The organism is Burkholderia metallica, from assembly GCF_902832845.1.
In the GTDB taxonomy this organism is placed as follows: domain Bacteria; phylum Pseudomonadota; class Gammaproteobacteria; order Burkholderiales; family Burkholderiaceae; genus Burkholderia; species Burkholderia metallica.
On the sequence record NZ_CADFDB010000003.1, the window covers coordinates 56,104 to 79,400 of the forward strand.

The 23,297-nt window shown below is 65.5% G+C and carries 23 protein-coding genes and 4 tRNA genes; 16 read left to right on the forward strand and 11 right to left on the reverse strand.

Features of this window, described 5'->3' with window-relative positions:
- Nucleotides 1–219 precede the first annotated feature (219 nt).
- The 6 genes from HWX08_RS10360 (at nucleotide 220) to HWX08_RS10385 (ending at nucleotide 5,129) form a co-directional block, all read left to right on the forward strand.
- Complete coding sequence (locus HWX08_RS10360; RefSeq protein ID WP_069256057.1) at nucleotides 220–1,233, forward strand: class 1 fructose-bisphosphatase; 1,014 nt, start codon at nucleotides 220–222, stop codon at nucleotides 1,231–1,233.
- Nucleotides 1,234–1,441: 208 nt separating this feature from the next.
- A tRNA-Thr gene (locus tag HWX08_RS10365) sits at nucleotides 1,442–1,517 on the forward strand.
- Nucleotides 1,518–1,688: 171 nt separating this feature from the next.
- A complete protein-coding gene (locus HWX08_RS10370; protein ID WP_069256056.1) occupies nucleotides 1,689–2,498 on the forward strand; it encodes a helix-turn-helix transcriptional regulator in 810 nt (269 codons plus the stop codon).
- Nucleotides 2,499–2,663: 165 nt separating this feature from the next.
- On the forward strand, nucleotides 2,664–4,403 hold the full coding sequence (locus tag HWX08_RS10375; protein ID WP_174922235.1) for an FAD-dependent oxidoreductase: 1,740 nt from the start codon (nucleotides 2,664–2,666) through the stop codon (nucleotides 4,401–4,403).
- Nucleotides 4,400–4,612, forward strand: a complete 213-nt coding sequence (locus HWX08_RS10380) for a hypothetical protein (protein ID WP_174922236.1) — start codon at nucleotides 4,400–4,402, stop codon at nucleotides 4,610–4,612. The genes HWX08_RS10375 and HWX08_RS10380 overlap by 4 nt, the downstream gene beginning before the upstream one ends.
- A 262-nt stretch (nucleotides 4,613–4,874) precedes the next feature.
- The gene (locus tag HWX08_RS10385) at nucleotides 4,875–5,129 is read left to right on the forward strand and encodes a GlsB/YeaQ/YmgE family stress response membrane protein (RefSeq protein WP_069256054.1); all 255 of its coding nucleotides are present in this window, start codon (nucleotides 4,875–4,877) and stop codon (nucleotides 5,127–5,129) included.
- Nucleotides 5,130–5,208: 79 nt separating this feature from the next.
- Here the strand turns inward: HWX08_RS10385 and HWX08_RS10390 are convergent, their stop codons facing one another.
- The 4 genes from HWX08_RS10390 to HWX08_RS10405 form a co-directional block, all read right to left on the reverse strand.
- Entirely contained in the window at nucleotides 5,209–5,691 is a 483-nt protein-coding gene (locus tag HWX08_RS10390; protein ID WP_174922237.1) for a TlpA family protein disulfide reductase, read from the reverse strand.
- A complete protein-coding gene (locus tag HWX08_RS10395; protein ID WP_174922238.1) occupies nucleotides 5,688–6,956 on the reverse strand; it encodes a sialidase family protein in 1,269 nt (422 codons plus the stop codon). Before HWX08_RS10395 ends, HWX08_RS10390 begins: the two co-directional genes overlap by 4 nt.
- Nucleotides 6,944–9,304, reverse strand: a complete 2,361-nt coding sequence (locus HWX08_RS10400) for a TonB-dependent receptor (protein WP_174922239.1) — start codon at nucleotides 9,302–9,304, stop codon at nucleotides 6,944–6,946. Before HWX08_RS10400 ends, HWX08_RS10395 begins: the two co-directional genes overlap by 13 nt.
- A 126-nt stretch (nucleotides 9,305–9,430) precedes the next feature.
- Nucleotides 9,431–9,823 (reverse strand): DUF2946 domain-containing protein, encoded by a 393-nt coding sequence (locus HWX08_RS10405; RefSeq protein ID WP_174922240.1) that lies wholly within the window; start codon nucleotides 9,821–9,823, stop codon nucleotides 9,431–9,433.
- A 198-nt stretch (nucleotides 9,824–10,021) separates the two neighbouring features.
- Here HWX08_RS10405 and HWX08_RS10410 point away from each other — a divergent pair, with 198 nt between their 5' ends.
- Nucleotides 10,022–10,168 (forward strand): hypothetical protein, encoded by a 147-nt coding sequence (locus tag HWX08_RS10410; protein WP_006756195.1) that lies wholly within the window; start codon nucleotides 10,022–10,024, stop codon nucleotides 10,166–10,168.
- A gap of 223 nt (nucleotides 10,169–10,391) precedes the next feature.
- Entirely contained in the window at nucleotides 10,392–10,985 is a 594-nt protein-coding gene (locus tag HWX08_RS10415) for a chorismate mutase (RefSeq protein WP_069256049.1), read from the forward strand.
- A 49-nt stretch (nucleotides 10,986–11,034) separates the two neighbouring features.
- On the opposite strand, the gene HWX08_RS10420 is transcribed toward HWX08_RS10415, so the two are convergent.
- Both HWX08_RS10420 and HWX08_RS10425 read right to left on the reverse strand, forming a co-directional pair.
- The gene (locus HWX08_RS10420) at nucleotides 11,035–12,174 is read right to left on the reverse strand and encodes an exonuclease domain-containing protein (RefSeq protein WP_174922241.1); all 1,140 of its coding nucleotides are present in this window, start codon (nucleotides 12,172–12,174) and stop codon (nucleotides 11,035–11,037) included.
- A gap of 141 nt (nucleotides 12,175–12,315) precedes the next feature.
- On the reverse strand, nucleotides 12,316–12,519 hold the full coding sequence (locus HWX08_RS10425) for a cold-shock protein (protein WP_027783827.1): 204 nt from the start codon (nucleotides 12,517–12,519) through the stop codon (nucleotides 12,316–12,318).
- 401 nt (nucleotides 12,520–12,920) lie between these two features.
- Between HWX08_RS10425 and HWX08_RS10430 the strand changes: the two genes are divergently transcribed.
- Both HWX08_RS10430 and HWX08_RS10435 read left to right on the forward strand, forming a co-directional pair.
- The gene (locus tag HWX08_RS10430) at nucleotides 12,921–13,184 is read left to right on the forward strand and encodes a hypothetical protein (RefSeq protein WP_107310953.1); all 264 of its coding nucleotides are present in this window, start codon (nucleotides 12,921–12,923) and stop codon (nucleotides 13,182–13,184) included.
- Between the two features lie 501 nt (nucleotides 13,185–13,685).
- On the forward strand, nucleotides 13,686–14,837 hold the full coding sequence (locus tag HWX08_RS10435) for a porin (RefSeq protein ID WP_069256046.1): 1,152 nt from the start codon (nucleotides 13,686–13,688) through the stop codon (nucleotides 14,835–14,837).
- Between the two features lie 83 nt (nucleotides 14,838–14,920).
- On the opposite strand, the gene greB is transcribed toward HWX08_RS10435, so the two are convergent.
- Nucleotides 14,921–15,484, reverse strand: coding sequence for a transcription elongation factor GreB (greB, locus tag HWX08_RS10440; protein WP_174922242.1), 564 nt, complete (start codon nucleotides 15,482–15,484; stop codon nucleotides 14,921–14,923).
- A 129-nt stretch (nucleotides 15,485–15,613) separates the two neighbouring features.
- Between greB and HWX08_RS10445 the strand changes: the two genes are divergently transcribed.
- The 3 genes from HWX08_RS10445 (at nucleotide 15,614) to HWX08_RS10455 (ending at nucleotide 15,970) form a co-directional block, all read left to right on the forward strand.
- A tRNA-Arg gene (locus HWX08_RS10445) sits at nucleotides 15,614–15,690 on the forward strand.
- Between the two features lie 66 nt (nucleotides 15,691–15,756).
- Nucleotides 15,757–15,833: transfer RNA gene (locus tag HWX08_RS10450), tRNA-Arg, on the forward strand.
- Nucleotides 15,834–15,893: 60 nt separating this feature from the next.
- Nucleotides 15,894–15,970: transfer RNA gene (locus HWX08_RS10455), tRNA-Arg, on the forward strand.
- Nucleotides 15,971–16,164: 194 nt separating this feature from the next.
- On the opposite strand, the gene HWX08_RS10460 is transcribed toward HWX08_RS10455, so the two are convergent.
- The 4 genes from HWX08_RS10460 to HWX08_RS10475 all read right to left on the reverse strand — a co-directional run bounded on the left by HWX08_RS10460 (nucleotide 16,165) and on the right by HWX08_RS10475 (nucleotide 20,470).
- Nucleotides 16,165–18,531: a RelA/SpoT family protein gene (locus HWX08_RS10460; protein ID WP_069256044.1), complete on the reverse strand. Its 2,367-nt coding sequence runs from the start codon at nucleotides 18,529–18,531 to the stop codon at nucleotides 16,165–16,167.
- 63 nt (nucleotides 18,532–18,594) lie between these two features.
- Nucleotides 18,595–18,798 (reverse strand): DNA-directed RNA polymerase subunit omega, encoded by a 204-nt coding sequence (gene rpoZ / locus HWX08_RS10465; protein ID WP_006025620.1) that lies wholly within the window; start codon nucleotides 18,796–18,798, stop codon nucleotides 18,595–18,597.
- 58 nt (nucleotides 18,799–18,856) lie between these two features.
- The gene (gene gmk / locus HWX08_RS10470; protein WP_069256043.1) at nucleotides 18,857–19,540 is read right to left on the reverse strand and encodes a guanylate kinase; all 684 of its coding nucleotides are present in this window, start codon (nucleotides 19,538–19,540) and stop codon (nucleotides 18,857–18,859) included.
- Nucleotides 19,541–19,546: 6 nt separating this feature from the next.
- Nucleotides 19,547–20,470, reverse strand: a complete 924-nt coding sequence (locus HWX08_RS10475) for a YicC/YloC family endoribonuclease (protein ID WP_107310952.1) — start codon at nucleotides 20,468–20,470, stop codon at nucleotides 19,547–19,549.
- Between the two features lie 173 nt (nucleotides 20,471–20,643).
- On the opposite strand from HWX08_RS10475, the gene rph reads away from it, so the two are divergent.
- Genes rph through hemW form a run of 3 tightly spaced genes read left to right on the forward strand, consistent with a single transcriptional unit; the run spans nucleotide 20,644 to nucleotide 23,255 of the window.
- Complete coding sequence (rph, locus tag HWX08_RS10480; protein ID WP_107310951.1) at nucleotides 20,644–21,375, forward strand: ribonuclease PH; 732 nt, start codon at nucleotides 20,644–20,646, stop codon at nucleotides 21,373–21,375.
- Nucleotide 21,376: 1 nt separating this feature from the next.
- The gene (rdgB, locus tag HWX08_RS10485; protein ID WP_174919501.1) at nucleotides 21,377–22,006 is read left to right on the forward strand and encodes an RdgB/HAM1 family non-canonical purine NTP pyrophosphatase; all 630 of its coding nucleotides are present in this window, start codon (nucleotides 21,377–21,379) and stop codon (nucleotides 22,004–22,006) included.
- A 34-nt stretch (nucleotides 22,007–22,040) separates the two neighbouring features.
- Nucleotides 22,041–23,255: a radical SAM family heme chaperone HemW gene (gene hemW, locus HWX08_RS10490; RefSeq protein ID WP_107310949.1), complete on the forward strand. Its 1,215-nt coding sequence runs from the start codon at nucleotides 22,041–22,043 to the stop codon at nucleotides 23,253–23,255.
- Nucleotides 23,256–23,297: the final 42 nt, after the last annotated feature.

Here is a 23,297-nt window from a genome sequence, read left to right on the forward strand (position 1 = left end):
TTTTATTGCGCAAGCCCTTCGGGAACCGCACGCGATCGCGGGGTCGGACCGCGCGGCCCGTCGCCGCTGCCCAGACACGCCCCGCGCGTCTTCACCACCGGAAACCGGGCCGGTTCGGCCGCCCGGCCGTGTAACCGGACGAAAAAACCCGGCGGTGCGGGAGGCGCGACGGGTAAAATTGCGGCCATTCAAGGATTCTTTGGCCTTTCGGAGTCTGTCATGTCCATTGCCCGCCGCACCACGCTGTCGAAGTTCCTGATCGAACAGCAACGTGAGACCAACAACCTCCCTGCCGACCTGCGCCTGCTGATCGAAGTCGTCGCCCGCGCGTGCAAGGCGATCAGCTACAACGTGTCGAAGGGCGCGCTCGGCGAAGCGCTCGGCACCGCCGGCAGCGAGAACGTCCAGGGCGAAGTGCAGAAGAAGCTCGACATCCTGTCGAACGAAATCCTGCTCGACGCGAACGAATGGGGCGGCAACCTCGCCGCGATGGCGTCGGAAGAAATGGAAACGTTCTTCCCGATCCCGGCGAACTACCCGCGCGGCGAATACCTGCTCGTGTTCGATCCGCTCGACGGCTCGTCGAACATCGACGTGAACGTGTCGATCGGCACGATCTTCTCGGTGCTGCGCTGCCCGGACGGCAAGCAGGCCACCGAGGAGTCGTTCCTGCAGCCGGGCACGCAGCAGGTCGCGGCCGGCTACGCGGTGTACGGCCCGCAGACGGTGTTCGTGCTGACGACCGGCAACGGCGTGAACTGCTTCACGCTCGACCGTGAAGTCGGCTCGTGGGTGCTCACGCAGAGCAACATGCAGATCCCGGCCGATACGCGCGAATATGCGATCAACGCGTCGAACGCACGCCACTGGTACGACCCGGTCAAGCGCTACGTCGACGAACTGAACGCCGGCAAGGACGGCCCGCGCGGCGACAACTTCAACATGCGCTGGATCGCGTCGATGGTCGCCGACGTGCACCGGATCCTGAACCGCGGCGGCATCTTCATGTATCCGGCCGACAAGCGCACGCCCGATCGTCCGGGCAAGCTGCGCCTGATGTACGAAGCGAACCCGATGTCGTTCATCGTCGAACAGGCAGGCGGCGCCGCGACGACCGGCACGCAGCGCATCATGGACGTGCAGCCGACGGGTCTGCATCAGCGCGTGCCGGTGTTCCTCGGTTCGAAGAACGAAGTCGAGCGCGTGACGGCCTACCATCAGGAAAATCAATAAATTTGCACTGCAGCACTAGACAGTGCCGCGCGACGTACGTACAATCGCGCCTCTCGATGTGACCCCAATGGGTCGCATCGCAGGGAAACGAAGCGGGAAGTCCGCCGAGTCGATGGGTTTCGCGAAAACAGCAGCAGCAAGCTGAAAAAATTTCGCAAAACCTATTGCCAAAGTCTCAGACTTCACCATATAATTTCGTTTCTCTGATGCCGGTGTAGCTCAGTTGGTAGAGCAGCGCATTCGTAATGCGAAGGTCGTAGGTTCGACTCCTATCTCCGGCACCAAGTCATAAAGGGCTGACAAGCATGCTTGTCAGCCCTTTTCTCATTCCGGGCGCACGAATCGTGCGTCACCCTCCTTCCGCACCGGTCCGCTCCGCTTGCGGGCATCACCCGACTCCCCCGCCGCACCCCGCCGATTACAATCGACGCACCCTCCCGCCCTTTCCGAGCATCATGCGCACCTGGCGTCTCGAGCGACCGAACCTCACCGGGCAACTGGACGTGTCCCGCGCGACGCGCCTCGTCGCCGCGATCGGCGGCAACGAACCGAACGCATTCGCGGCCGAAGTGCTGAGATTGTTCGACGACGCGCTGTCCATCACGCAGTGCACGATCTTCGCGTACGAGTTCGGCAACCGCCCGCGCACGATGTCGGTGGCCGACCATCGCGGCGGCCGCTACCTGCGCGAGCTCGCCGACACGTACGCGCGGCACTTCTACGCACTCGACGGCAATCAGCAGATCGTCTCGACCGCCCGTCGCGGCCCGCATCGGCACGACCTGCTGATGCACCAGCAGACCGGCGACGAGATCGGCCACGAAGCGTATCGCGCGGCCTGCTACCGGGGCCCCGATGTCTCAGACCGGCTGGCGCTGCTGATGCAGCCGGGCGATGCGACGTGGCTGTCGATCAACCTGTACCGCGCGCATCGCAGCGGCGCGTTCCAGCCGCGCGAAATCGCCGCGATCGAGGCGCTCGCGCCGCTGATCGCGCAGGCGGCGAAGCATCACTACGCGCTCGCCGGCGCTGCGCAGATCGCCATTCCGCAACGGATGCTCGCGCGACTGCGCATCGCCTGCCCCGAATTGTCCAAGCGTGAACTCGACGTGCTGCGCGGCATACTCGACGGCCAGACCGCGCACGAGATCGGCGAGACGATCGGCGTGAAGACATCGAGCGTCGTCACCTACCAGAAGCGCGCGTACCGGCGCCTCGGCATTTCGAGCCAGCGCGAGCTGTTTGCGCTGTGCATGCAGCCATGACACGCATCGGCTCGCGTTGAGCCGTTCGCGCGCCCGCCTGCTTCGCGTCGCTGTACCCGAATTGGGGACAACGGACCCACGACCGGCTTCCATACTGGATTGACCTGTTGCGCGCATCGCGGCGTCGATGCGCGCACGTCGAACCTGCGTCCGTGGAAGCCAACGATGGATATCGACTTCAAGCCCTACCCGTTCGTCGCCGAACGGCATGCCGCGCACCTTCCGGCCCGCGACGACGGCATCGATACGCACCGACATCGCGTCGCGATCGTCGGCGGCGGCCCCGTGGGCCTCGCCGTCGCGCTCGGCCTCGCGAATCACGGCATTCGCAGCGTGCTGCTCGAAGCCGACGACGCGGTCTGCCACGGCAGCCGCGCCATCTGCATCTCGCGGCGCAGCCTGGAGATCGTCGAGCGGCTCGGCGCGCTCGACGATTTTCTGCGCAAGGGGCTGCCGTGGACGGGCGGCCGCAGCTTCTATCGTCGCGACGAAGTGCTGCATTTCACGATGCCGCAGGACGCGAACCAGAAGCTGCCGCCGATGATCAATCTCGCGCAGTATCACATCGAGCAGTTCCTGCTCGACGCCGCGCGGCGTCGGCCCGAATTCATCGAGATCCGCTGGCAGACGAAAGTCGCCGGCGTGACCCGGCATCCGGACGGTGTGCGCCTTGACGTCGACACACCGCTCGGCAGCTATGCACTCGATGCCGACTGGGTCGTCGCATGCGACGGCGGCCGCAGCACGATGCGCGAAGCGCTCGGCCTGTCGCTCCAGGGCACCCGCTACGAAGGCCGCTACGTGATCGTCGACATCGCGCTCGACAGCGACCGCCCGACCGAACGACTCGCGTACTTCGATCCGTCGTCGAACCCGGGCTCGACGGTGCTCGTTCACAAGCAGCCCGACAATGTGTGGCGGATCGACTACCAGTTGCGCGACGATGAGGACCCCGAAGCGGCCATCAAACCCGAGAACGTGATGCCGCGCGTACAGAACCTGCTCGACATGATGGGCGAGCGCGGCGACTGGTCGCCGATCTGGATCACGATCTACAAGGCGAACGCGCTGACGCTCGAACGCTATCGGCACGGCCGCGTGCTGTTCTGCGGCGACGCCGCGCATCTCGTGCCGATTTTCGGCGTGCGCGGCGCGAATTCGGGGATCGACGATGCGGACAACGTCGCATGGAAACTCGCGTACGTGATTCGCGGCCTCGCCTCGGACGCGTTACTCGACAGCTACTCGGACGAGCGCGTGTTCGCGGCGCACGAAAACCTGCGCTACGGCACGAAGAGCACCGAGTTCATGGCGCCGCCGTCGTTTGCCTTCGAACTGATGCGCAAGGCGGTGCTGTCGCTCGCGGTCCGGCATCCGGCACTGCGTTCGCTGATCAATCCGCGCCAGACGATGGCCATCGCGTATGCATCGTCGTCGCTCAACGCCGCCGAACGCGACACGTTTGCCGCCGGCCCCGCGCCCGGCACGGTGCTCGCCGAATGCCCGCTGATGCTGTACGCGGCGGACGGCGACGACACGCGCCACGGCCACCTGACCGATCTCGTCGCCCCGCGTTTCACCGCGTTCTGCTTCACCGCCGACGGCGTGCCCGATCCGGCACTGGCCGATCTCGAACGGCGCCTGCAGGCCGCGCGGATACCGTTCGCGCTCGTCACGCTCGGGCGGCATGCGGCGCCGCGTCAACCGGCCTGCGACGGCCATGACGTCGACGGACGGCTGTTCGACCTGTACGGGGCACGCGAAGGCACCGTCTATCTCGTACGTCCAGACGGACACGTACTCGGCCGCTGGTACAGCCCGTGTGCCGACGATCTGGCTGCCGCGCTCGACCGCGCGCTCCATCCGGATGCGCCAACCGAAACCGATCTTGAGGAAACCCCATGATGACGGATACCGAACGCGACACGCTCTACACCGACCTGTGCCGCACGATGACGCGGATCGGCGAAACTGACGCGTCGCTGTTTCTCGCCCGTTTCGCACTGCTGTCGATCGAGGCGATCGGCGACGCCGCGACCGTCGCGCGACTGATCGCCGACGCAAGCGACGGATTGCCCGACGCCGGCCTGCAGGCCCCGGCACACGCGCGATGACGCTCATCGCCGATCGGCATGACGGGCAACCATTTCTTACATATTCATTTCATTGCGCGTCATTCACGCACGCGCCCCATCGTATGCAGACGAATTCCCTGGAAAATCCGCTTAAGGGTGCATAACATTACTTAACGATTCCGACCCGTCTATCGCGTTACATTGCGTGGGCGGCGCGGCGGGTCGCGATGCCGCCTTCATTCAGCTTGCGGCGACACAGCCGACGTCCGGTCATTCGACACAACACAAGGAGAGGACCACCATGACTCATGGCTTGATTATGTGGCTCATCATCGGCGCGATCGCCGGCTGGCTTGCCGGCGTGCTCGTCAAGGGCGGCGGCTTCGGGCTGATCGTCGACATCATCGTCGGGATCGTCGGCGCGGTGATCGGCGGCTGGCTCGCCGGCCTGCTCGGCATCAGCATCGGCAGCGGCTTCATCGGTTCGGTGATCGTCGCGGTCATCGGCGCGGTGATTCTGCTGTTCGTGATCCGGCTGTTCAGGCGAGCGGCCTGACGCTTCTCGTCACGCGCCTTCGGGCGCGTTTTCGCATCAGGCCGGCGCGCGGCCCGTTCGCCGCGCGCCGTTCGCCGGTTCAGCGTTTCGCGCGCTGCAACCAGCCGTCGAGCACGTCGGCGCTCAGCAATCCGCTACGCGCTTCACGTACCCCATCGCGCCCGATCCACACGGTGCGCGGCATTTCCCCTCGCCATCCCGCATCGAGCGCCGCCCGCAGACGCTCGGGCATCGGCTCCGCGTTCGCATACTGCGCGACCTGCGGCGGCAAGTTCATCTGCGCGAGCGCCTGCGAGAGCGCCGCGCCGTTGTCGTCATACGCATCCATCGCGACCATCGCGAACTGCACGTCCGGATGACGGCGCTGCCATGCGACCAGATGCGCGGCGTTTTCGCGACAGTATCCGCAATCGAGCGACCAGATCTCGACCGCCAGCGGCCGCTCGTGCGCGCTTGCATAGAGACGCGCGACGTCGGCCGCGCGCAGCGGCTGCAATACTCCGCCGGCCCATGCCGGCATGCTCGCGAGCGCGATGCCCAGCAATGCGACGAGACGCTTCATTTCGTCTCCTCCACGGCGATCAGCCGATAACCGTCGTTGCGCGTGCGCCACGACAGATAGATGCGACCCGCATCGTCGAGCAATTGCGGGTTGTCGCTCGCACCCGACGTCGCCGCGATCGCGCGCGGCGCCGACCAGTGCTCGCCGCGATCGTCCGACCGGCGCAGCTTGATCTGCATCGTGTCGCCGTCGAACGCCTTCCACGCGAGCCACACGACGTCGCCGCGCGCGACGAGCGCCGCATGCGACGCCTGCTCGCCGGGCGCGGCGGGATTCGCGCCGAATGCCCACGGCGTGCCGCGCGGCTCGCCGTCGGCGCCGATGCGTGAATAGAACACGTCGGCCCGGCCGTCGACCACGCCGAACCACGCGAGATGGCGCGTGCCGTCCGGCGTGATCGCCAACGCCGGCCCGTGCTCGGGGCACGCGTCGACATGCCAGTTCGAGAACGTCGCACGCACCGGCACGACCGGCTCCGACGCCGCGACGGGCAGCACGGCGAGCGCATGGTCACGGATCTGCCCCGGAAACACGTTGCGCCACGCGGCCTCGATGCGGCCGGCCGGATCGATCGCCATCACGATGCGGCAGCATTCGCACGTGTGGTCGGTCACCTTGCGTTCGGCTTCGAACGATGCGCCGCCGTCGCGCGATACCGCGTAGTAGACCGCCGCGCCCTCGTACGCGTGCCCCGCCGCTTTCGCCGCCGCGAGATCGCGCTTGTCGATCCACGCGATCGCGATGTTGCCGGCCGAATCGACGGTCATCATGTCGAAGCGGTGCGTGATCGCCTGCCGGTCGCGATGCACGGTCACCGGCACGCTCCACGTCGCGCCGCCGTCGAGCGACCGCGTAAAGCGCACCATGCCCGTGTACGGCGCGTCGAGCGGCATCGACCACGACACGTACACTGCGCGCCCGTCCGGGCTCGTCGCGATCTTCGGGCGATTCTCGGCGCTCGTGTAGATCGGCTCCGGCATCGCGTTGACCGTGACGGGCGCGGACAGCGTACGGCCCGCGTCGTCCGAATGCGCGACGACGACGTGCGCGCCTTCGACCCACGCGACCCACAGCCGGTGATGCACGTCGAACGTCGCCCCAGTCGCGAGCGGCTGCTTCTGCTGCGCGGGCGCGGCCTGCATGCTCATGTGCGCGGCGTGCGAGTCGGCTGCCTTCGGCACATCGTGCGCATCGTGCGCACCGGCCGGCGACAGCAATGCGAGCCACAGCGCGCCGCCCGCCGCGAGCGATCTCACAGCGACCATTTCAGTTCTCCATAGAAAGTCCGGCCCGGATACGGGTGGAACACGTAGTAACGGCGGTCCGTCAGGTTGTCGATGCCGACCGATGCGCTCCAGTGACGGTCGAGGCGGTAGCGCGCCTTCAGGTCGACGACCGTAAACGAACTCGTGCCGCCGTAGACGTCCGGATTCACGTCACTGTTGTCGAGCGTATTGAACTGGCGGCTCGAATAGCGCACGCCGACGCTCGCGAGCCAGTGCTCGTCGAAGCGATACGACGCGAGCAGGTTCGCACGCATGCGCGGAATACGCGGAAAGCGCGAGCCGACATACGCGGGATTCGCGGCATCGGCGAGGATCTGCGCGTTGCTCGCCGACACGTTCGCGTCGAGACCGAGCCCGCGCAGCCCGACGTTCTCGCCGCTGAACGCGAGCTCGACGCCGCGCACGCGCACGCGATCGACGTTCGACACGTTAGTCACCGTCGTCGCACCCGACACCGTCGTCTGGCTGTAGATCGAATCGCGCAGGTCGCTCTGGAACACGCTGGCGCGCACGACGCCGACGCCCACGTCGCGTTCGGCCGTGAAATCCCAATCGATCGCCTTTTCCGGTCGCAGGTTCGGGTTGTTGTTGACGATCGCGTTGTTCGAGATCGTGCCCTGGAACAGTTCACCGACCGTCGGGAAACGCGTGCCGGTCGCGAACGACAGCCGGAAGCGCCACACATCGGTCGCATCCCACTGCAGCGCGACTTTCGGCGACAGCGCATTCGCGCTTCGGTCCGCGTAGCCGAGCGTGCCGCCCGCATTGCCGAGCGCGCCGCCGTATGCATCCCAGCGCTCGTAACGCAGCCCGAGCGTCGCGAGCCAGCCCGGCGCAAAGCGCCACGCGTCCTGCCCGAACAGCGCCTGCGTGCGCGTGTCGCCGCGATAGACGCTCGACAGCGACGTAGTCGGCCCGGCCAGCCAGTCGGCCGTGTTGTACGTGACGTTGCGCAGGAAGTAGTTATCGTAGTGATAGCCGAACGTGAACGTATGGCCCTTCACTTCCGGCGCCTCGGCCTTCAGGTCGAGCGTGCGCCAGCCGGTGCCGTCGCCCTGGAACAGCGTGCCCGCGCCGCCCTGCACGGTGGACGCCGAGCGCAGCACGTCGCGCGACACGTCGTACGCGGACACGACGCCCGACAGCCGCCAGCCGGAATCGAGCCGGCCGTTCAGGCCGAGCGCGTACAGCCAGTTTTCCTGGTCGCCCTGCTGCGGCGCGAACGCGTTCGGCGCGACGGTCATGTTCCGGCCGCCGATCGACACGTTGCCGCCGTAGACCGGATTGCCGGCCGCATCGCGCAGGAAGGTTTCGCCGTGCTGCCGGTAATGGTTCTCCCAATGCCCGAGCGTGAGCGTCGCATCGACGTGGTCGGTGAACGCATAGCCCATTCGGACCGTCTCGTTGAGCTGCTCGGTCCGCTCGATCGTCTGCGCGCCGACGATCGTGCGCGGCTTGCCGTTCGGTCCGATGTCGGTCGCGGCGCCCGTCACCGGCACCGGTGCGCCGAGCTTCGGGTTGTACGCGGAATTGGGGCTCGCATACTGCATCGGCTGGCCGTCGTTCTCCAGCCGGTCGAGCGACAGCGCGAACCAGAACTTGCCGACGCGGTTCGCGATCCGCGCGGTCTGGTGATTGCCGCCGAAGCTGTCCGCGACTCCGTAGCCGTCGTGGTAGCGCTGCGTGAAGAACTGCGTCGACAGCGACGCTTCGAGCTTGTCCGGGCGGCGTGTCGTGAGCAGCACGGTCGAGCCGATCGAGTTGCCCGGATACAGCGCGGAAAAGGGGCCATAGAGCACGTCGACGCGCGCGATATCGTCGGGCGGAATCAGCGACCAGCGCGGCGGGTAGGCGTAGCTCGAGCCGAGCAGGTTCGACAGCAGCACGCCGTCGGCATAGACGAGCCCGCGCGCACTCTGCAGCTCGTTGAAGTCGCGGCCGGCGAACACGCTGTTGCGATCGCCGATGTAGCGCTTGCGGACCATCAGGTTCGGCGCGTACTTCAGCGCGTCCTCGGTGGTGACGTTGGTGTGCGATTCGATCTGCTCGCGCGTGATCGACGTGACGACGGCCGGCGTATCCGGATCGACCGGTTGCCGCTGCGCGCTCACGCTGACGGCGGTCAGCGTATCGCCGGGCCGCGCCGGCTGCGCGGTTGCGGGCACGGCGGCATCGGCGGGACGCTCGACACTCCCGCGCGCGGCCGCGTCGTTTGGCGAGGCCGCGTCGTTCGGCGACGCGGCGTGGGCGGCAGGCCATGCGAAAGTGGCCGCGCATGCGAGTGCAAGCCGGCGGCGCGACGGCCGCGCGGCGAAGGAAGAAGACATGAAGGCATTCCTGAAAACGAATTCGGACGCCGCCCGCGGGCGCGCGCGGCGCGCACGAACGGCGCGGCACGCGGGACCAGGCCGCAGGCGGCACGCGCGCCTTCGGGGGCGCGCGGACGACATCAATCAGATCGAAGCGTTTTCAGGCGGTGCGCGCGGCTGCGCGAGACGGATGCCCTTGCGGGGGTAATCGGGCACGACAGGGACGGCCGCACGATAGGCGAACGTCCGGACGAAGCCCGGCAAAGCGGGCAGGCTCGCGGGGAGCGCCACGTTCGCCGCGAAGCCGGGGCAGTACACGCAGTGCGGCACGCCGGCATGGTCGAACGACGACGTATCGTGATCGCCGGCCGCCGCCTGCGCGAGCACCACCTGGCGGGCGCCCGCTGCACTGCACAACTCGAGCGTGAGCGCGCCGGAGCCGCTCGATGCGAGACGCGCATAGCCGATGACGGGCGACAGTACGTTCAGTACCAGCGCCAGCCATACGAGGCCGATCCATCGCGTCGTTCGTTTCATCGCAGCCCAGGAAAAAGTGCGCGCAAGTATAACAAGCGGCCGGATTGTTGCCGATTCCGCACAACGCTATAGTCGGCATCGCAGCGCGCGTCGGAACGCATGTGCCGTTAATACAACAGAGACAAAATCTAACGATTCGCCACTGGCAAAAATCCAAGCGCGAGGTTGATAATCATCGAACCTGCTGGAGAAATGACCATGGACGAAAGACCCACTCGCATGCCACCGCCCGAGCAAGTGATGAGCCCGGATCCGGAACCCGTCGGCGTTGAATTCCTCGCCGAATTGCCCGACCACGTGCGGGCATTCTTCGACGAGCAGCACAAGCTGTACTCGCCGAAGTGAACGCCTGTTCGGTTCTGTAACCGCCACGTGTCGATCATCGCTATCGTGCGGTTCATCACTGCGCATCGCGCGCAATTCGCGTCGCACCCGGGCCGCAACAGCCTGACGGTGCCGGATCAGCTCGCCTGCTGATTCTCTGGTCGCTGCGCTACGCCGCGCGACTGTCTTCGTCTATCCTTCTCGTTTTCCACATCCGGCCCGCCCGGGTCTTCCGATCGTTCCGATGAAGCAAGCCATTCGTGCCAGCGTCGCTGTCGCCGTGCTCGGCGTCGTCCTCTTTTCGTCGCCGCGTGTCGCCGTTGCGGACGGTGACGACACCGCCCTCACCAACCTCGTCGCGCTCGCATCGCAGCGCCTCGCGCTCGCCGAACCGGTCGCGCGATGGAAATGGGCAAACCACAAGGCCATCGAGGACCAGCCGCGCGAAGCGGCGCTGCTCGCATCGGTCGGGAAGCGCGCCGCGCAGGCGGGGGTCGACCCAGCGTTCGCGCGGACGTTCTTCGAGGATCAGATCAGCGCGAGCAAGGATGTGCAGAACGCGCTGTTCGCGACGTGGCGCGCGACGCGGCCGCCGGAAGGCACGCCGCCCGACCTCGCGACCGGCACGCGCCCGGCGCTCGACCGGCTGACGCAGAAAATGCTCGCGGGGCTCGCGCAGGTTGGCCCGCTGCGCGATGCGCCCGACTGCCAGGCGCGGCTCGCGCGCAGCATCGCGAACTGGAAGACGCTCACGCGCTACGACGCCACGCAGACGCGAGCGCTCGACACCGCGCTGTCGCACGTCTGCTCGGCCGGCGGCGCGAGCGCGATCGGCTGACGCCGCGAGCGGATCGCACGACATTCGGCGCACGGCGCGCTTCGCTGGCTTAACCCGCTTGCGCCGCAGGCGCGAGCACCGCAAGCGGAATCAGTTGCAGACCGCGTGCGAGATGCGTCTGCAGCAGGCGGTGCGTGTAGGGTTCGAATGCGCCGTCCGCCCCGTCGGCCGCCAGGTGCGCGGCTGCTTCGAGCGATTCCGCCGCGCCGAGATAGCACCAGCCATCGATCACATGAAACAGGCGGCGCTCGCCGCTCGCCTCGAACGCAACGGCCCCTTCGAACGGCCAGGGCGCCCCGCCGGCACGGGCGGCATCGGCCGCAGGGCGACGGTTGTAAGACGGACGCAACGTGGCGATCCACTGCGCTTCGGCGAGCATCGCCCCCAGCTCGTTTCCGGTCTCGCGCCATTCGACACGCCGCACCTGCTGCGCGAGCCGCATTTCCTTCGACGACCGGCGCTCGCCCGTCAGTAGCGCCCGCAGCCGCTGCCGCACGCGTACGCTGCGGCCGACATACAGCGGTGCGTCACCTTCCCCGAACAACGCATACGCCCCGCATCCGGCCGGCGCGGTGTCGAGCCACGCTTCGGTCAGGTCGCCGCCCAGACGGAAGTGGCGCGTCGTGCGCGCGATCTGGTCGCGCAGCCGGTCGAGCGGCACGATGTCGTGCAACTGGCGCCAGAACTGCCACAGCAGGTCGGCATCCGCCAGCGCCCGGTGCCGCGCAGCCGGCACGAGCCCGTGGCGTTCGATCAACGCGTCGAGCCCGTGCCGTGCTTCGCGCGGAAACAGCGCACGCGACAACCGTACCGTACAGAGCACGTCGGGATTGAACGCGAAACCGGCGCGCTCGAACTCGGCCCGCAGGAAGCCGCGGTCGAAGCTCGCGTTGTGCGCAACGAAAAGCTTGCCGTCGAGTCGCTCGAACAATGCCGGCGCCAGCGACGCAAACGACGGCGCGTCGCGCACCATGTCGTCCGAAATACCCGTCAGTTGCTGGATGAACGGCGGAATCGACTGGCCCGGATTGACGAGCGTCGTCCACGTCGATACGCCGAGCGGGCCGATTTCGACCACGCCGATTTCAGTGATGCGGTGTTCGGCGGGCGAGCCGCCGGTGGTTTCGAGGTCGACGAAAACGAGCGGCTGTTCGCGGGCGGGATCGGGCGGACGAGGGAAATCGGACATGAAAAGACTGGGAAACGATGCTTCCGTGAGTATGCACCGGCCAGCCCGTTCGCGGCCAGCCCGAGCCGGAATGCTCCGTCCCCGGAAAACAAAAAGCCCCCGCGATGCGGGGGCCGGACGTGATCGGCAATGCGTGGCGCGTCAGACCGCCTGGATATTCGCTGCCTGCTTGCCTTTCGGCCCGACTTTGACTTCGAACGAAACGCGCTGGTTTTCCTTCAGCGTCTTGAAGCCGTCCATCCGGATTTCGGAAAAGTGCGCAAACAAATCTTCACCGCCATTGTCCGACGTAATAAAGCCAAAACCTTTAGCATCGTTAAACCATTTCACGATACCGGTATCCATGTCTTCGTTCCCCACTCGATTAGATCAAAAAAGCTATTTTTATAGCCGTTTCCCGAAATCCCGAAACATTGCGCCAGCGCTAGCACCCGCACCCAGCACGCCGCCCGAGGACGGAGTGCTGACTTTATAAATTGGACAATCGGGGTGCGTCAAGAAAATTTTTGACGATCGTTTTATCAAAAAAGCGCTAATACCATTGGAATCGGTACACCATCGCCGGTGATTAATTGGCTCGCATCAAAAACCTGTCAATATTACCGGGGTCGAAGTATCGATAATGTCGGATGTGAAATTCCTACCGGGGACAAATCGATTCGGTAAATTCCTCGGGGTTTTTTCCGGTTGCGGAAATGCAGGGACATTGCGATGCTGACTCAACGCCTGAAGGAAGGAGAAGGGTCATGTGGCTGGACGGAATCAAGCGCTTCGCGAGCCGGCTCGGACGCGTACGCCGCAAGTCCCGCGGACTGGCCGAGTCTGCGCGCGAAGCGCCGTGCGACACCGAATTCGATACGACGTGGCACGGCGATCACTGGCAGAACCTGCTGGCCTCGCCGCTCGATGCCCGTCATTACGTGATGGAAGACTGGACCTACACGCCACCGCCCAGCGAAGCCAGCGACGCCGCGCCGGCGGCCAAGCGCAAGCGCCGCTCGTACACGTAATCGCACGGGTGGCCGGGGCAAAAAAAAGCGCGACTGGGAAGTCGCGCCGACAAAGGTTTGGAGATCTTTTCCGTCAACGAAAAAGTCTGCTTCGGAAAGCAGAGATCGCAGTATAGCGAGAGAACAACCTTTCATTATCCATGCTCCACACAAACCTCTATTGCCGATGTGTCAATAATCGCGCTATGCCCTCCCCCGCCTTTTGCTGACCACGTGTCGCGATCGCGCAACGCCCGTTCCGTAGTCCTGAACGCTATTTTCTTTCGCTGCACCGCCGCAAACCCTTGATGGACAACCGTTTTCGCCATTTCGGCCATCTTTGCGGATTCCGAAATGTATTATTGCTTAAAGCGCAAGCTTCCCCCGCTCCACGCACTCCGTACACTGCAGATGGCTTTTGACAAGCGCACCGCTGCGCTGCGGGACCGGCCATGGCGTCAAGTAAAACGAGGCCAGTCCGCAGCAGGTTCGATCGACATCATCCTGTTTGGAGACAGATCCATGAAAAAAACCCTGATCGTCACCGCGTTGTCGGGTGTATTCGTTACGGCAGCCCACGCCCAAAGCAGCGTGACGCTCTATGGCCTGATCGACGCAGGCATCACCTATACCAACAACCAGGGTGGCCACAGCTCATGGTCGGAACGCAGCGGCCAGATCAACGGCAGCCGTTGGGGCCTGCGCGGCACGGAAGATCTCGGCGGCGGCCTCAAAGCGATCTTCGTGCTGGAAAACGGCTTCAACATCGCCAACGGCACGCTCGGCCAGAATGGCCGCGAATTCGGCCGTCAGGCGTTCGTGGGCCTGTCTCATGACCAGCTCGGCGCCCTCACCCTCGGTCGCCAATACGATAGCGTCGTCGACTACATCGGGCCGCTGTCGCTGACCGGTACGCAATTCGGCGGCACCCAGTTTGCCCACCCGTTCGACAACGACAACCTGAACAATTCGTTCCGGATCAATAACGCGGTCAAATATACGAGCGTCAACTACGGTGGCCTGAAGTTCGGTGCGTTGTACGGCTTCTCGAACAGCAGCCAGTTCTCGAACAATCGCGCGTACAGCGCGGGCGTGTCGTACACCTACGCCGGCTTCAATATCGGCGCTGGCTACCTGCAGTTGAACAATGACATCTCGGGCCTCACGTCGGCCGCGGTCACCAACAGCGGCGGCGCGGTGGCAGGCGACAACACGTTTGTCGGCAAGCGTCAGCGCGTGTTCGGCGGCGGCCTGAACTACACCTTCGGCCCGGCAACGGCCGGCTTCGTGTTCACGCAATCGCGCGTGAACCGGGCGCTCGGCATCTCCGCGGGCGCCTCGGGCGTGTCGACCGGTCTGGGTCTCGACGGCACGTTTGCCCGCTTCAACAACTACGAAGTGAACGCGCGCTACGCGCTCACGCCAGCCTTGTCGCTGGCCGGGTCGTACACGTACACCGCCGGCTTCCTGGACGGTCGTCATCCGGGCTGGAATCAGTTCAACCTGCAGACCGACTATGCGCTGTCCAAGCGGACCGACGTGTATGTGCAAGGCGTGTATCAGCGCGTCAGCACCGACGGCCTGGGCATCGGCGCCTATGTCAACGGCCTCGGTGGCGCGTCGTCGACCAACAAGCAGATCGCGGTCACGGCCGGCTTGCGCCATCGCTTCTGAGCGGCCGGCTCATCCGCCGTACGCCGGATGACGAAGCGCCCCATCGGGGCGCTTTTTCTTTGCCGGACTGCGCTGGGCGTCGTTCAGGCGTTGCCCGGCGCCGGATAACGGACGTCGAGCACGTCGATCGGCTGCGGACCGGCCGGCGTCATCAGCATCACGGTATCGCCGATCTTCGCCTTGATCAGCGCACGCGCGACCGGCGAAATCCAGCTGACGCAGCCGCGATCGAGATCGACTTCATCGATGCCGACGATCGTGATCGTGTGATCCTCGCCGTCGGGCGTCTCATAATCGACCGTTGCGCCGAAAAACACCTGGTCGACATTCTCCTGCCGGCTCGCATCGACGACTTCGGCAAGATCGAGCCGCTTCGCCAGGAAGCGGATGCGGCGATCGATCTCACGTAGCCGCCGCTTGCCGTAGATGTAGTCGCCGTTCTCCGACCGGTCGCCGTTCGACGCGGCCCAGGACACGAGCCGCACGACCTCGGGACGCTCGACGTCGATCAGGTGCAGCAGTTCGTCCCGCAGCCGCTTGTGGCCGGCGGGCGTGATGTAGTTCTTCGCACCCGCGGGAATCGCGGGCTGGGCCTGGTCGAGATCGTCGTCGTCGCCGTCCGACTCTTTGACAAACGCCTTGTTCATGATGCGGATTCAACTGGGATGACTGATACGCCAAGGGTACACGAAGGGCGCCCCGGCAAGGCCGCGCAGAACAATTCGCGAATAAGGCTTCCCTTTTTATACAACGCTGCTATAATTTCGCTTCTGCGTGCGGCTGTAGCTCAGTTGGATAGAGTACTTGGCTACGAACCAAGGGGTCGTGGGTTCGAATCCTGCCAGCCGCGCCACTTTTTCGAGGGCCTTCCGAACCGAAGGCCCTTTCAGTTCAAAGCAGTAGAAGTTTTGTTTTGCGTGCGGCTGTAGCTCAGTTGGATAGAGTACTTGGCTACGAACCAAGGGGTCGTGGGTTCGAATCCTGCCAGCCGCGCCACTTTTTTGGGGGCCTTCCCATCGCAGAAGGTTCCGACAGTTGAGAAGTACCGTTTTGCGTGCGGCTGTAGCTCAGTTGGATAGAGTACTTGGCTACGAACCAAGGGGTCGTGGGTTCGAATCCTGCCAGCCGCGCCACCTTAAAAGGGCTTTCCTCCGGGAAAGCCCTTTTTCTTTTCCGCCCCCCCTATCGGCATTTGCGGCATGACCACGGTCGCGCGGCGCGCCTTTTCGACTAAGCGCCGGCCACGCCGCCCGCTCGCGCTCGCGGCAGCACAAATGAAAACGGCGGCCATCGGCCGCCGTCGATCGATCGCCTACCCAGGCAAGCGTCAATAATCCTGCCGCTCGCGCTCGATGCGCATCCCGCCGTCGTGCCGCGCATGCGCGCCGTCGTCGGTCGAACGCTCGCGCATGATCCGCATCACGTCCGGATTGGTTCGCACGCGCCGCATCACGTTCGCGAGATGCACGCGGTCGCTCACCTGGATCACGAAGCGCAGCACCGTCGATTCGTGTGTCAGATCCTCGTCCATCGCGATATGCACGATGTTCGCGTCGGCCGATGTTATATCCGCCGCCACGCGCGCAAAGATGCCCTTCGCATTCTTCACGAGCGCCTTCACCGCGACATCGAACAGGCGGCCCGGCTGCGGCGCCCACTCGACGTCGATCCAGCGGCCCGGGTCGCGGCGATGGATCCGCTGTGCGACGCGGCAATCGGTCGTATGAATCGCCATCCCCAGGCCGATGCCGATGTAGCCCATGATCGCGTCGCCCGGAATCGGCCGGCAGCACGCGGACAACTGCACGGACATCCCTTCGGTGCCGGTAATCACGACCGGCGGCGCATGGTGCGCGGGATGCCGCTCGGACTTCGGCAGATCGTCGTCGGCATCGCGGCCGCTCATCAGCACCTCGATGCGCTTGGCCATGACCGCAGCCACGCGGCGGCCGAGGCCAATGTCCGCGAAGATTTCCTGGCGGCTCTTGTTGCCCGTCCACTGCACGAGCTTCTCCCACACTTCCGGCTCGACATCTGCCAGCGCGAGACCGTAGCCCTTCAGGCTCTGGTCGACCAGTCGCTCGCCGAGCTGCACGGACTCGTTCAGGCGCATCGTCTTCAGGTAGTGACGGATCGCCGAGCGCGCCTTGCCGGTACGCACGAAACCGAGCCATGCGGGGTTCGGCTTCGAATACGGCGCGGTGATCACCTCGACGATATCGCCGCTCTTCAGCTCGGTGCGCAGCGGCAGCAGCTCGTTGTTGATCTTCACGGCCACGCACTGGTTGCCGAGATCGCTGTGGATCGAATACGCGAAATCGAGTGCCGTCGCGCCGCGCGGCAGCGCCATGATCTTCGACTTCGGCGTGAACACGTAGACCGCATCCGGGAACAGGTCGATCTTCACGTGCTCGAGGAATTCGCTCGAATCGCCGGCTTCGCTCTGGATGTCGAGCAGCGACTTCAGCCACTGGTGCGCGCGCTTCTGCACGTCGCTGAGATCGGCGCTGCCGTTCTTGTACAGCCAGTGCGCGGCGACCCCTGCCTCGGCGATCTCGTGCATCTTGCGCGTGCGCACCTGGAACTCGATCGGGGCGCCGAACGGGCCGACGAGCGTCGTGTGCAGCGACTGATAGCCGTTGATCTTCGGGATCGCGATGTAGTCCTTGAACTTGCCGGGCACGGGCTTGTACAGCGCGTGCAACGCGCCGATGCACGTATAGCAGTCGAGCGCACTGTCGACGACGACGCGAAAACCGTACACGTCGAGCACCTGCGAGAACGACAGCTGCTTGTCGCGCATCTTGCGGTACACGCTGTAGATCGTCTTTTCGCGGCCGGTGATCTCTGCATCGATCTTCGCATCGGCCATCGCGCGCTGCGCGGCCTCGAGGATCTTGCTGATCACTTCGCGGCGGTTGCCGCGCGCCGCTTTCACGGCCTTCTCGAGCGTCGCGTAGCGATGCGGGTTGAAGTTCGCGAAGCTCATGTCCTGCAGCTCGCGATACGTGTTGTTCAACCCGAGGCGGTGCGCGATCGGCGCGTAGATGTCGAGCGTTTCCCGTGCGACGCGACGACGCTTTTCCATCGGCACCGCGCCCAGCGTACGCATGTTGTGCAGGCGGTCGGCGAGCTTGACGAGAATGACGCGCACGTCGCGTGCCATCGCGAGCAGCATCTTGCGGAAGTTTTCCGCCTGTGCTTCCTCGCGACTGCGGAACTCCATCTTGTCGAGCTTCGACAGGCCGTCGACCAGTTCGGCGACCTTCGGGCCGAACCGTTCGGCCAGCTCGCTCTTGGTCACGCCCTGGTCTTCCATCACGTCGTGGAGGAGCGCGGCCATGACGGCCTGCGCGTCGAGCTTCCAGCCGGCGCAGATTTCCGCGACGGCGACGGGATGGGTGATGTAGGGTTCGCCGCTCTGGCGATATTGACCGAGGTGGGCTTCGTCGCTGAAGTGGAACGCCGCCTTGACCTCTTTGATTTCTTCCGGAGGGAGATACTCGGCAAGCGCGGCCGTCAGTTTCGCGATCGAAACGACGCCGTGCTTGCGCGGCTGCTCCGGGGTGGCGGTCGGCCCGAACAGATGCCGGAAGGACTGTTCGAGGACCGCGTCGATGTACTGGCGCGCAGGCGACTGGGCCGTGGCTTCGGTGATCGAATCCGCGGAGGCGGACGATGGGGTGGTGCTCATATTCGCCTCCAGGTCGAGTCGTTGCGCGCGTGGATTACATGGCAGGAACGGGCCGGATGCGCGTTACACCGGCACCTTCTTCAGCATCTCGACGCCGACCTGGCCGGCAGCGATTTCGCGCAGCGCGACGACGGTCGGCTTGTCGCGGCTTTCGATCTTCGGCGTATGGCCTTGCGCGAGCTGCCGCGCGCGATAGGTGGCGGCGAGCGCCAGTTCGAAGCGGTTCGGGATTTGCTTCAGGCAGTCTTCGACGGTAATGCGAGCCATGTTGGTAATTCCTTCTGAATATAGTCCTTATTCTACCTTATGTCCCTCGTACCCCGCGTCATTCCGCATGGGGCAGATGGATGCCGAGCTCGATGAACAGCTCCGTGTGTCGCGCGTACTGCGAAGCGAAGCGCAGGCGCGTGGCCGCGACGATGCATTCGAGCTCCGCGAGCGCACGCTCGAAATTCTCGTTGATCACCACGTATTCCGCTTCGGACGCGTGCGCGATCTCGCTGCCGGCGGCCAGCAGGCGACGCGTGATCACGTTCGGTTCGTCCTGGCCGCGCTTCTTCAGGCGCTCCTCGAGCGCGTCGAGCGACGGCGGCAGGATGAAGATGCCGACCGCGTTGCGGAACTGCTTCTTCACCTGCAACGCACCCTGCCAGTCGATTTCGAGCAGCACGTCGTGGCCGTTCTTCATCTGCTCTTCGATCCAGACGCGCGACGTGCCGTAGTAGTTGCCGTGCACTTCCGCGCTCTCGAGGAATTCGTGCGCCGCGTGGCGCGCGCGGAAATCCTCGACCGTCGTGAAATGGTAGTGCTGGCCATCCTGCTCGCCCGGGCGCGGCTTGCGCGTCGTGTACGAGATCGACAGGCAGATGTCGCTGTCCTTCGACAGCAGCGCATTCACCAGCGTCGATTTGCCGGCGCCCGACGGCGCGACGACCATGAACAGGTTGCCGGGATAGACGCCGCCGTGCAGCGCATGCGACGCGTGGCCGTCGCGATGGGATTCGGTCATGTTGCTTTACTCCAGGTTTTGCACTTGCTCTCGCATCTGCTCGATCAACAGCTTGAGCGCCATCGATGCGTCGGCCAGCTCCTTCGCCGCCGCCTTCGAGCCGAGCGTGTTCGCTTCGCGATTCAGTTCCTGCATCATGAAGTCGAGACGCTTGCCGACGCGGCCGCCCTTCTCGATCACGTGACGCGTTTCGTTCAGGTGCGCGGTGAGCCGCGACAGCTCTTCCGCGATGTCTATCCGGATCCCGTACATCGTCACTTCCTGACGAATACGCTCCGCGGCTTCCTCGCGCGTAACGATCGGCGCGCTGCCTTCGGGCGCCGCGATGCCGAGCGCTTCCTGCAGCCGCTCGACAATCTTCTGCTGGTGCTTCGCGATCAGCTCCGGCACGAGCGGCGTGATGCGCGCGACGATCGCTTCCATTTCCGTGACGTTCGACAGCAGCATCGTCGCCAGTTGCGCGCCTTCGCGCGAACGCACGACCACGAGCTCGCCGATCGCTTCCTTGCCGCATGCGAGCACCGCGTCGCGGATCGCTTCCGCCGACACGCCGCTCTCGGCGATCACGCCGGGCCAGCGCAGGATCTCGCCCGCGCGCAGGCGGCCGACGCCCGGGAACGTGTCGAGCACCGAGCGTTCGAGCTCGGCGAGTTGCCCGAGCGCCGACTGGTTCAGCGCGCCCGCGCCGATGCTCTGCTCGCCGCGCTGCAGGTTGATGCGGATGTCGACCTTGCCGCGCGACAGCTTGTTCATCAGCATTTCGCGCAGCGCCGGCTCGCACGCGCGCACGTCGTCCGGCATCCGGAAATTCAGGTCGAGGAAACGCGAGTTCACGGTGCGCAGTTCGACCGACACGCTCGTGCCGCCGTTGCCGGTGGCCGTCGCGAGTTCGCGCGTCGCGCTCGCGTAGCCCGTCATGCTGTAGATCATGGTTCGTCTCGCCGTCTGGGTGCCCTTGCGGGCGGGGATATGTCGAGGCGCCCGGCGCATCGGAAAGCGCGGGGCGGGAAGCGCGCATTATCCCATTTTTGCGGCCCCCCTCGCCGGGCACGACGGCCGTTCGGCGCTAAAATCGGGGTTTCCTCCCGTTCCGCGATTCCCACATGACGTCCTCCGTTTCCCGCCCGAGCGGCCGCCGCGCCGACGCACTGCGCAAGGTCGCCCTCACGCGCCACTACACGAAACATGCCGAAGGCTCGGTGCTGGTCGAATTCGGCGACACCAAGGTGCTCTGCACCGCGAGCGTCTCCGAACGCGTGCCCGACTTCCTGCGCGACCGCGGGCAAGGCTGGCTGACCGCCGAATACGGGATGCTGCCGCGCGCGACGCACACGCGCAGCGACCGCGAAGCCGCGCGCGGCAAGCAGACCGGCCGCACGCAGGAAATTCAGCGCCTGATCGGCCGCGCGCTGCGCGCGGTGTTCGACCTCGAGGCGCTCGGCCCGCGCACGATCCACATCGACTGCGACGTGATCCAGGCCGACGGCGGCACGCGCACGGCCAGCATCACCGGTGCGTTCGTCGCCGCGCACGATGCCGTGTCGACGCTGCTCGCGGCCGGCAAGCTCACGCGCTCGCCGATCACCGACCACGTCGCCGCGATTTCGGTCGGCGTGTACGAAGGCGCGCCCGTGCTCGACCTCGATTACGCGGAAGATTCGCGCTGCGACACCGACATGAACGTCGTGATGACGGGCGCAGGCGGCTTCGTCGAAGTCCAGGGCACGGCCGAAGGCGCGCCGTTCTCGCGCGCCGAGATGAACGCGCTGCTCGATCTCGCCCAGGGCGGGATCGCCGAGCTCGTGCAGCTCCAGAAAGACGTGCTGGGCGCCTGACATGCAGGACGACCACACCATCGCGCCGCTGTCGCGCATCGTTCTTGCGTCGAACAACCCCGGCAAGCTGCGCGAATTCACCGCGCTGTTCTCGACGGTCGGCATCGAAATCGTCCCGCAGGGCGACCTCGCGGTGCCCGAGGCGGAGGAGCCGTTCGGCACGTTCATCGAGAACGCGCTGACGAAGGCGCGCCACGCGTCGCGGCTCACCGGGCTGCCGGCGATCGCCGACGATTCGGGCCTGTGCGTGCGCGTGCTGCGCGGCGCGCCGGGCGTCTATTCGGCGCGCTACGCGCAGCGCGCGGGCCGCGACAAGGGCGACGCGGCGAACAACGCGTATCTCGTCGAGCAGTTGCACGACGTCGACGACCGGCGCGCATACTATTGCTGCGTGCTCGCGCTGGTGCGCCATGCGGACGATCCGGAACCGCTGTTCGCCGAAGGGCGCTGGACGGGCGAGATCGTCGATACGCCGCGCGGTGAGCACGGATTCGGCTACGACCCGTATTTCTACGTGCCGGCGCTCGGCGCGACGGCCGCCGAACTCGAGCCGGCCGTGAAGAACACGCACAGCCATCGCGCACTCGCGCTGAAGGCGCTGCTCGCGCGCCTCGCAGAGGAACAGGCATGAACGTCCCCGCCATCGATTTGCCGCCGGAGGCCGCATGAGCCAGGCTGCGGACACCGGCGCGCGCGTCGTCGCGACCTTCACGTCGCCAGGCCAGGTGCGGCTCACGTCGCTGCCGCCGCTTGCGTTGTACGTGCATTTTCCGTGGTGCGTGCGCAAGTGCCCGTACTGCGATTTCAACTCGCACGAATGGAAAGGCGAACGGTTTCCGGAAACCGAGTATCTCGACGCCGTGCGCGCCGATCTCGAGCAGGCGCTGCCGCTCGTGTGGGGTCGGCAGGTGCATACGGTGTTCATCGGCGGCGGCACGCCGAGCCTGCTGTCGGCGGCCGGCCTCGACCGGCTGCTGTCCGACGTGCGCGCGCTCCTGCCGCTCGACGCCGATGCCGAAATCACGCTCGAGGCGAATCCGGGCACGTTCGAGGCCGCGAAGTTCGCGCAGTTCCGCGCGAGCGGCGTGAATCGCCTGTCGGTCGGCATTCAGAGCTTCAACGAAACGCACCTGAAGGCGCTCGGCCGGATTCACGACACTGCGCAGGCACGCGCGGCCGTCGAGATCGCCGCGAAGAACTTCGACAACTTCAACCTCGACCTGATGTTCGCGCTGCCGAACCAGACGCTCGACGAATGCCGCACCGACATCGAGACCGCGCTGTCGTACGCGCCGCCGCATCTGTCGCTGTATCACCTGACGCTCGAGCCGAACACGCTGTTCGCGAAGTTTCCGCCGGTGGTGCCCGACGACGACGCATCGGCCGACATGCAGGAATGGATTCATGCGCGCACGGCCGAAGCCGGCTACGGGCGCTACGAGGTGTCCGCGTATGCGAAACCGAATCATCAGTGCAAGCACAACCTGAACTACTGGCGCTTCGGCGACTATCTCGGGATCGGTGCAGGCGCCCACACGAAGCTGTCGTTCCCGAACCGGATTCTGCGGCAGGCACGCTACAAGCATCCGGCGACGTTCATCGAGCAGGCGATGGCCGGCACGGCCGTACAGGAAGAGCGCGAAGTCGGCGCGCGCGACCTGCCGTTCGAATTCATGCTGAATACGCTGCGGCTCGTCGAAGGCTTCCCGGTGCACAGCTTCGCCGAACGCACGGGCCTGCCGATGAGCACGATCGAGCCCGCGCTGCAGGAAGCGGAACGGCGCGGGCTGATCGCGCGCGATTTCGCGCAGATCGCGCCGACGCCGCTCGGCCAGCGTTTCCTCAACGACCTGCAGGAATTGTTCCTGCGCGACGATTGAAGGAATGAACATCGCGGCATTTCGGTTACAATGCCGCCTCGT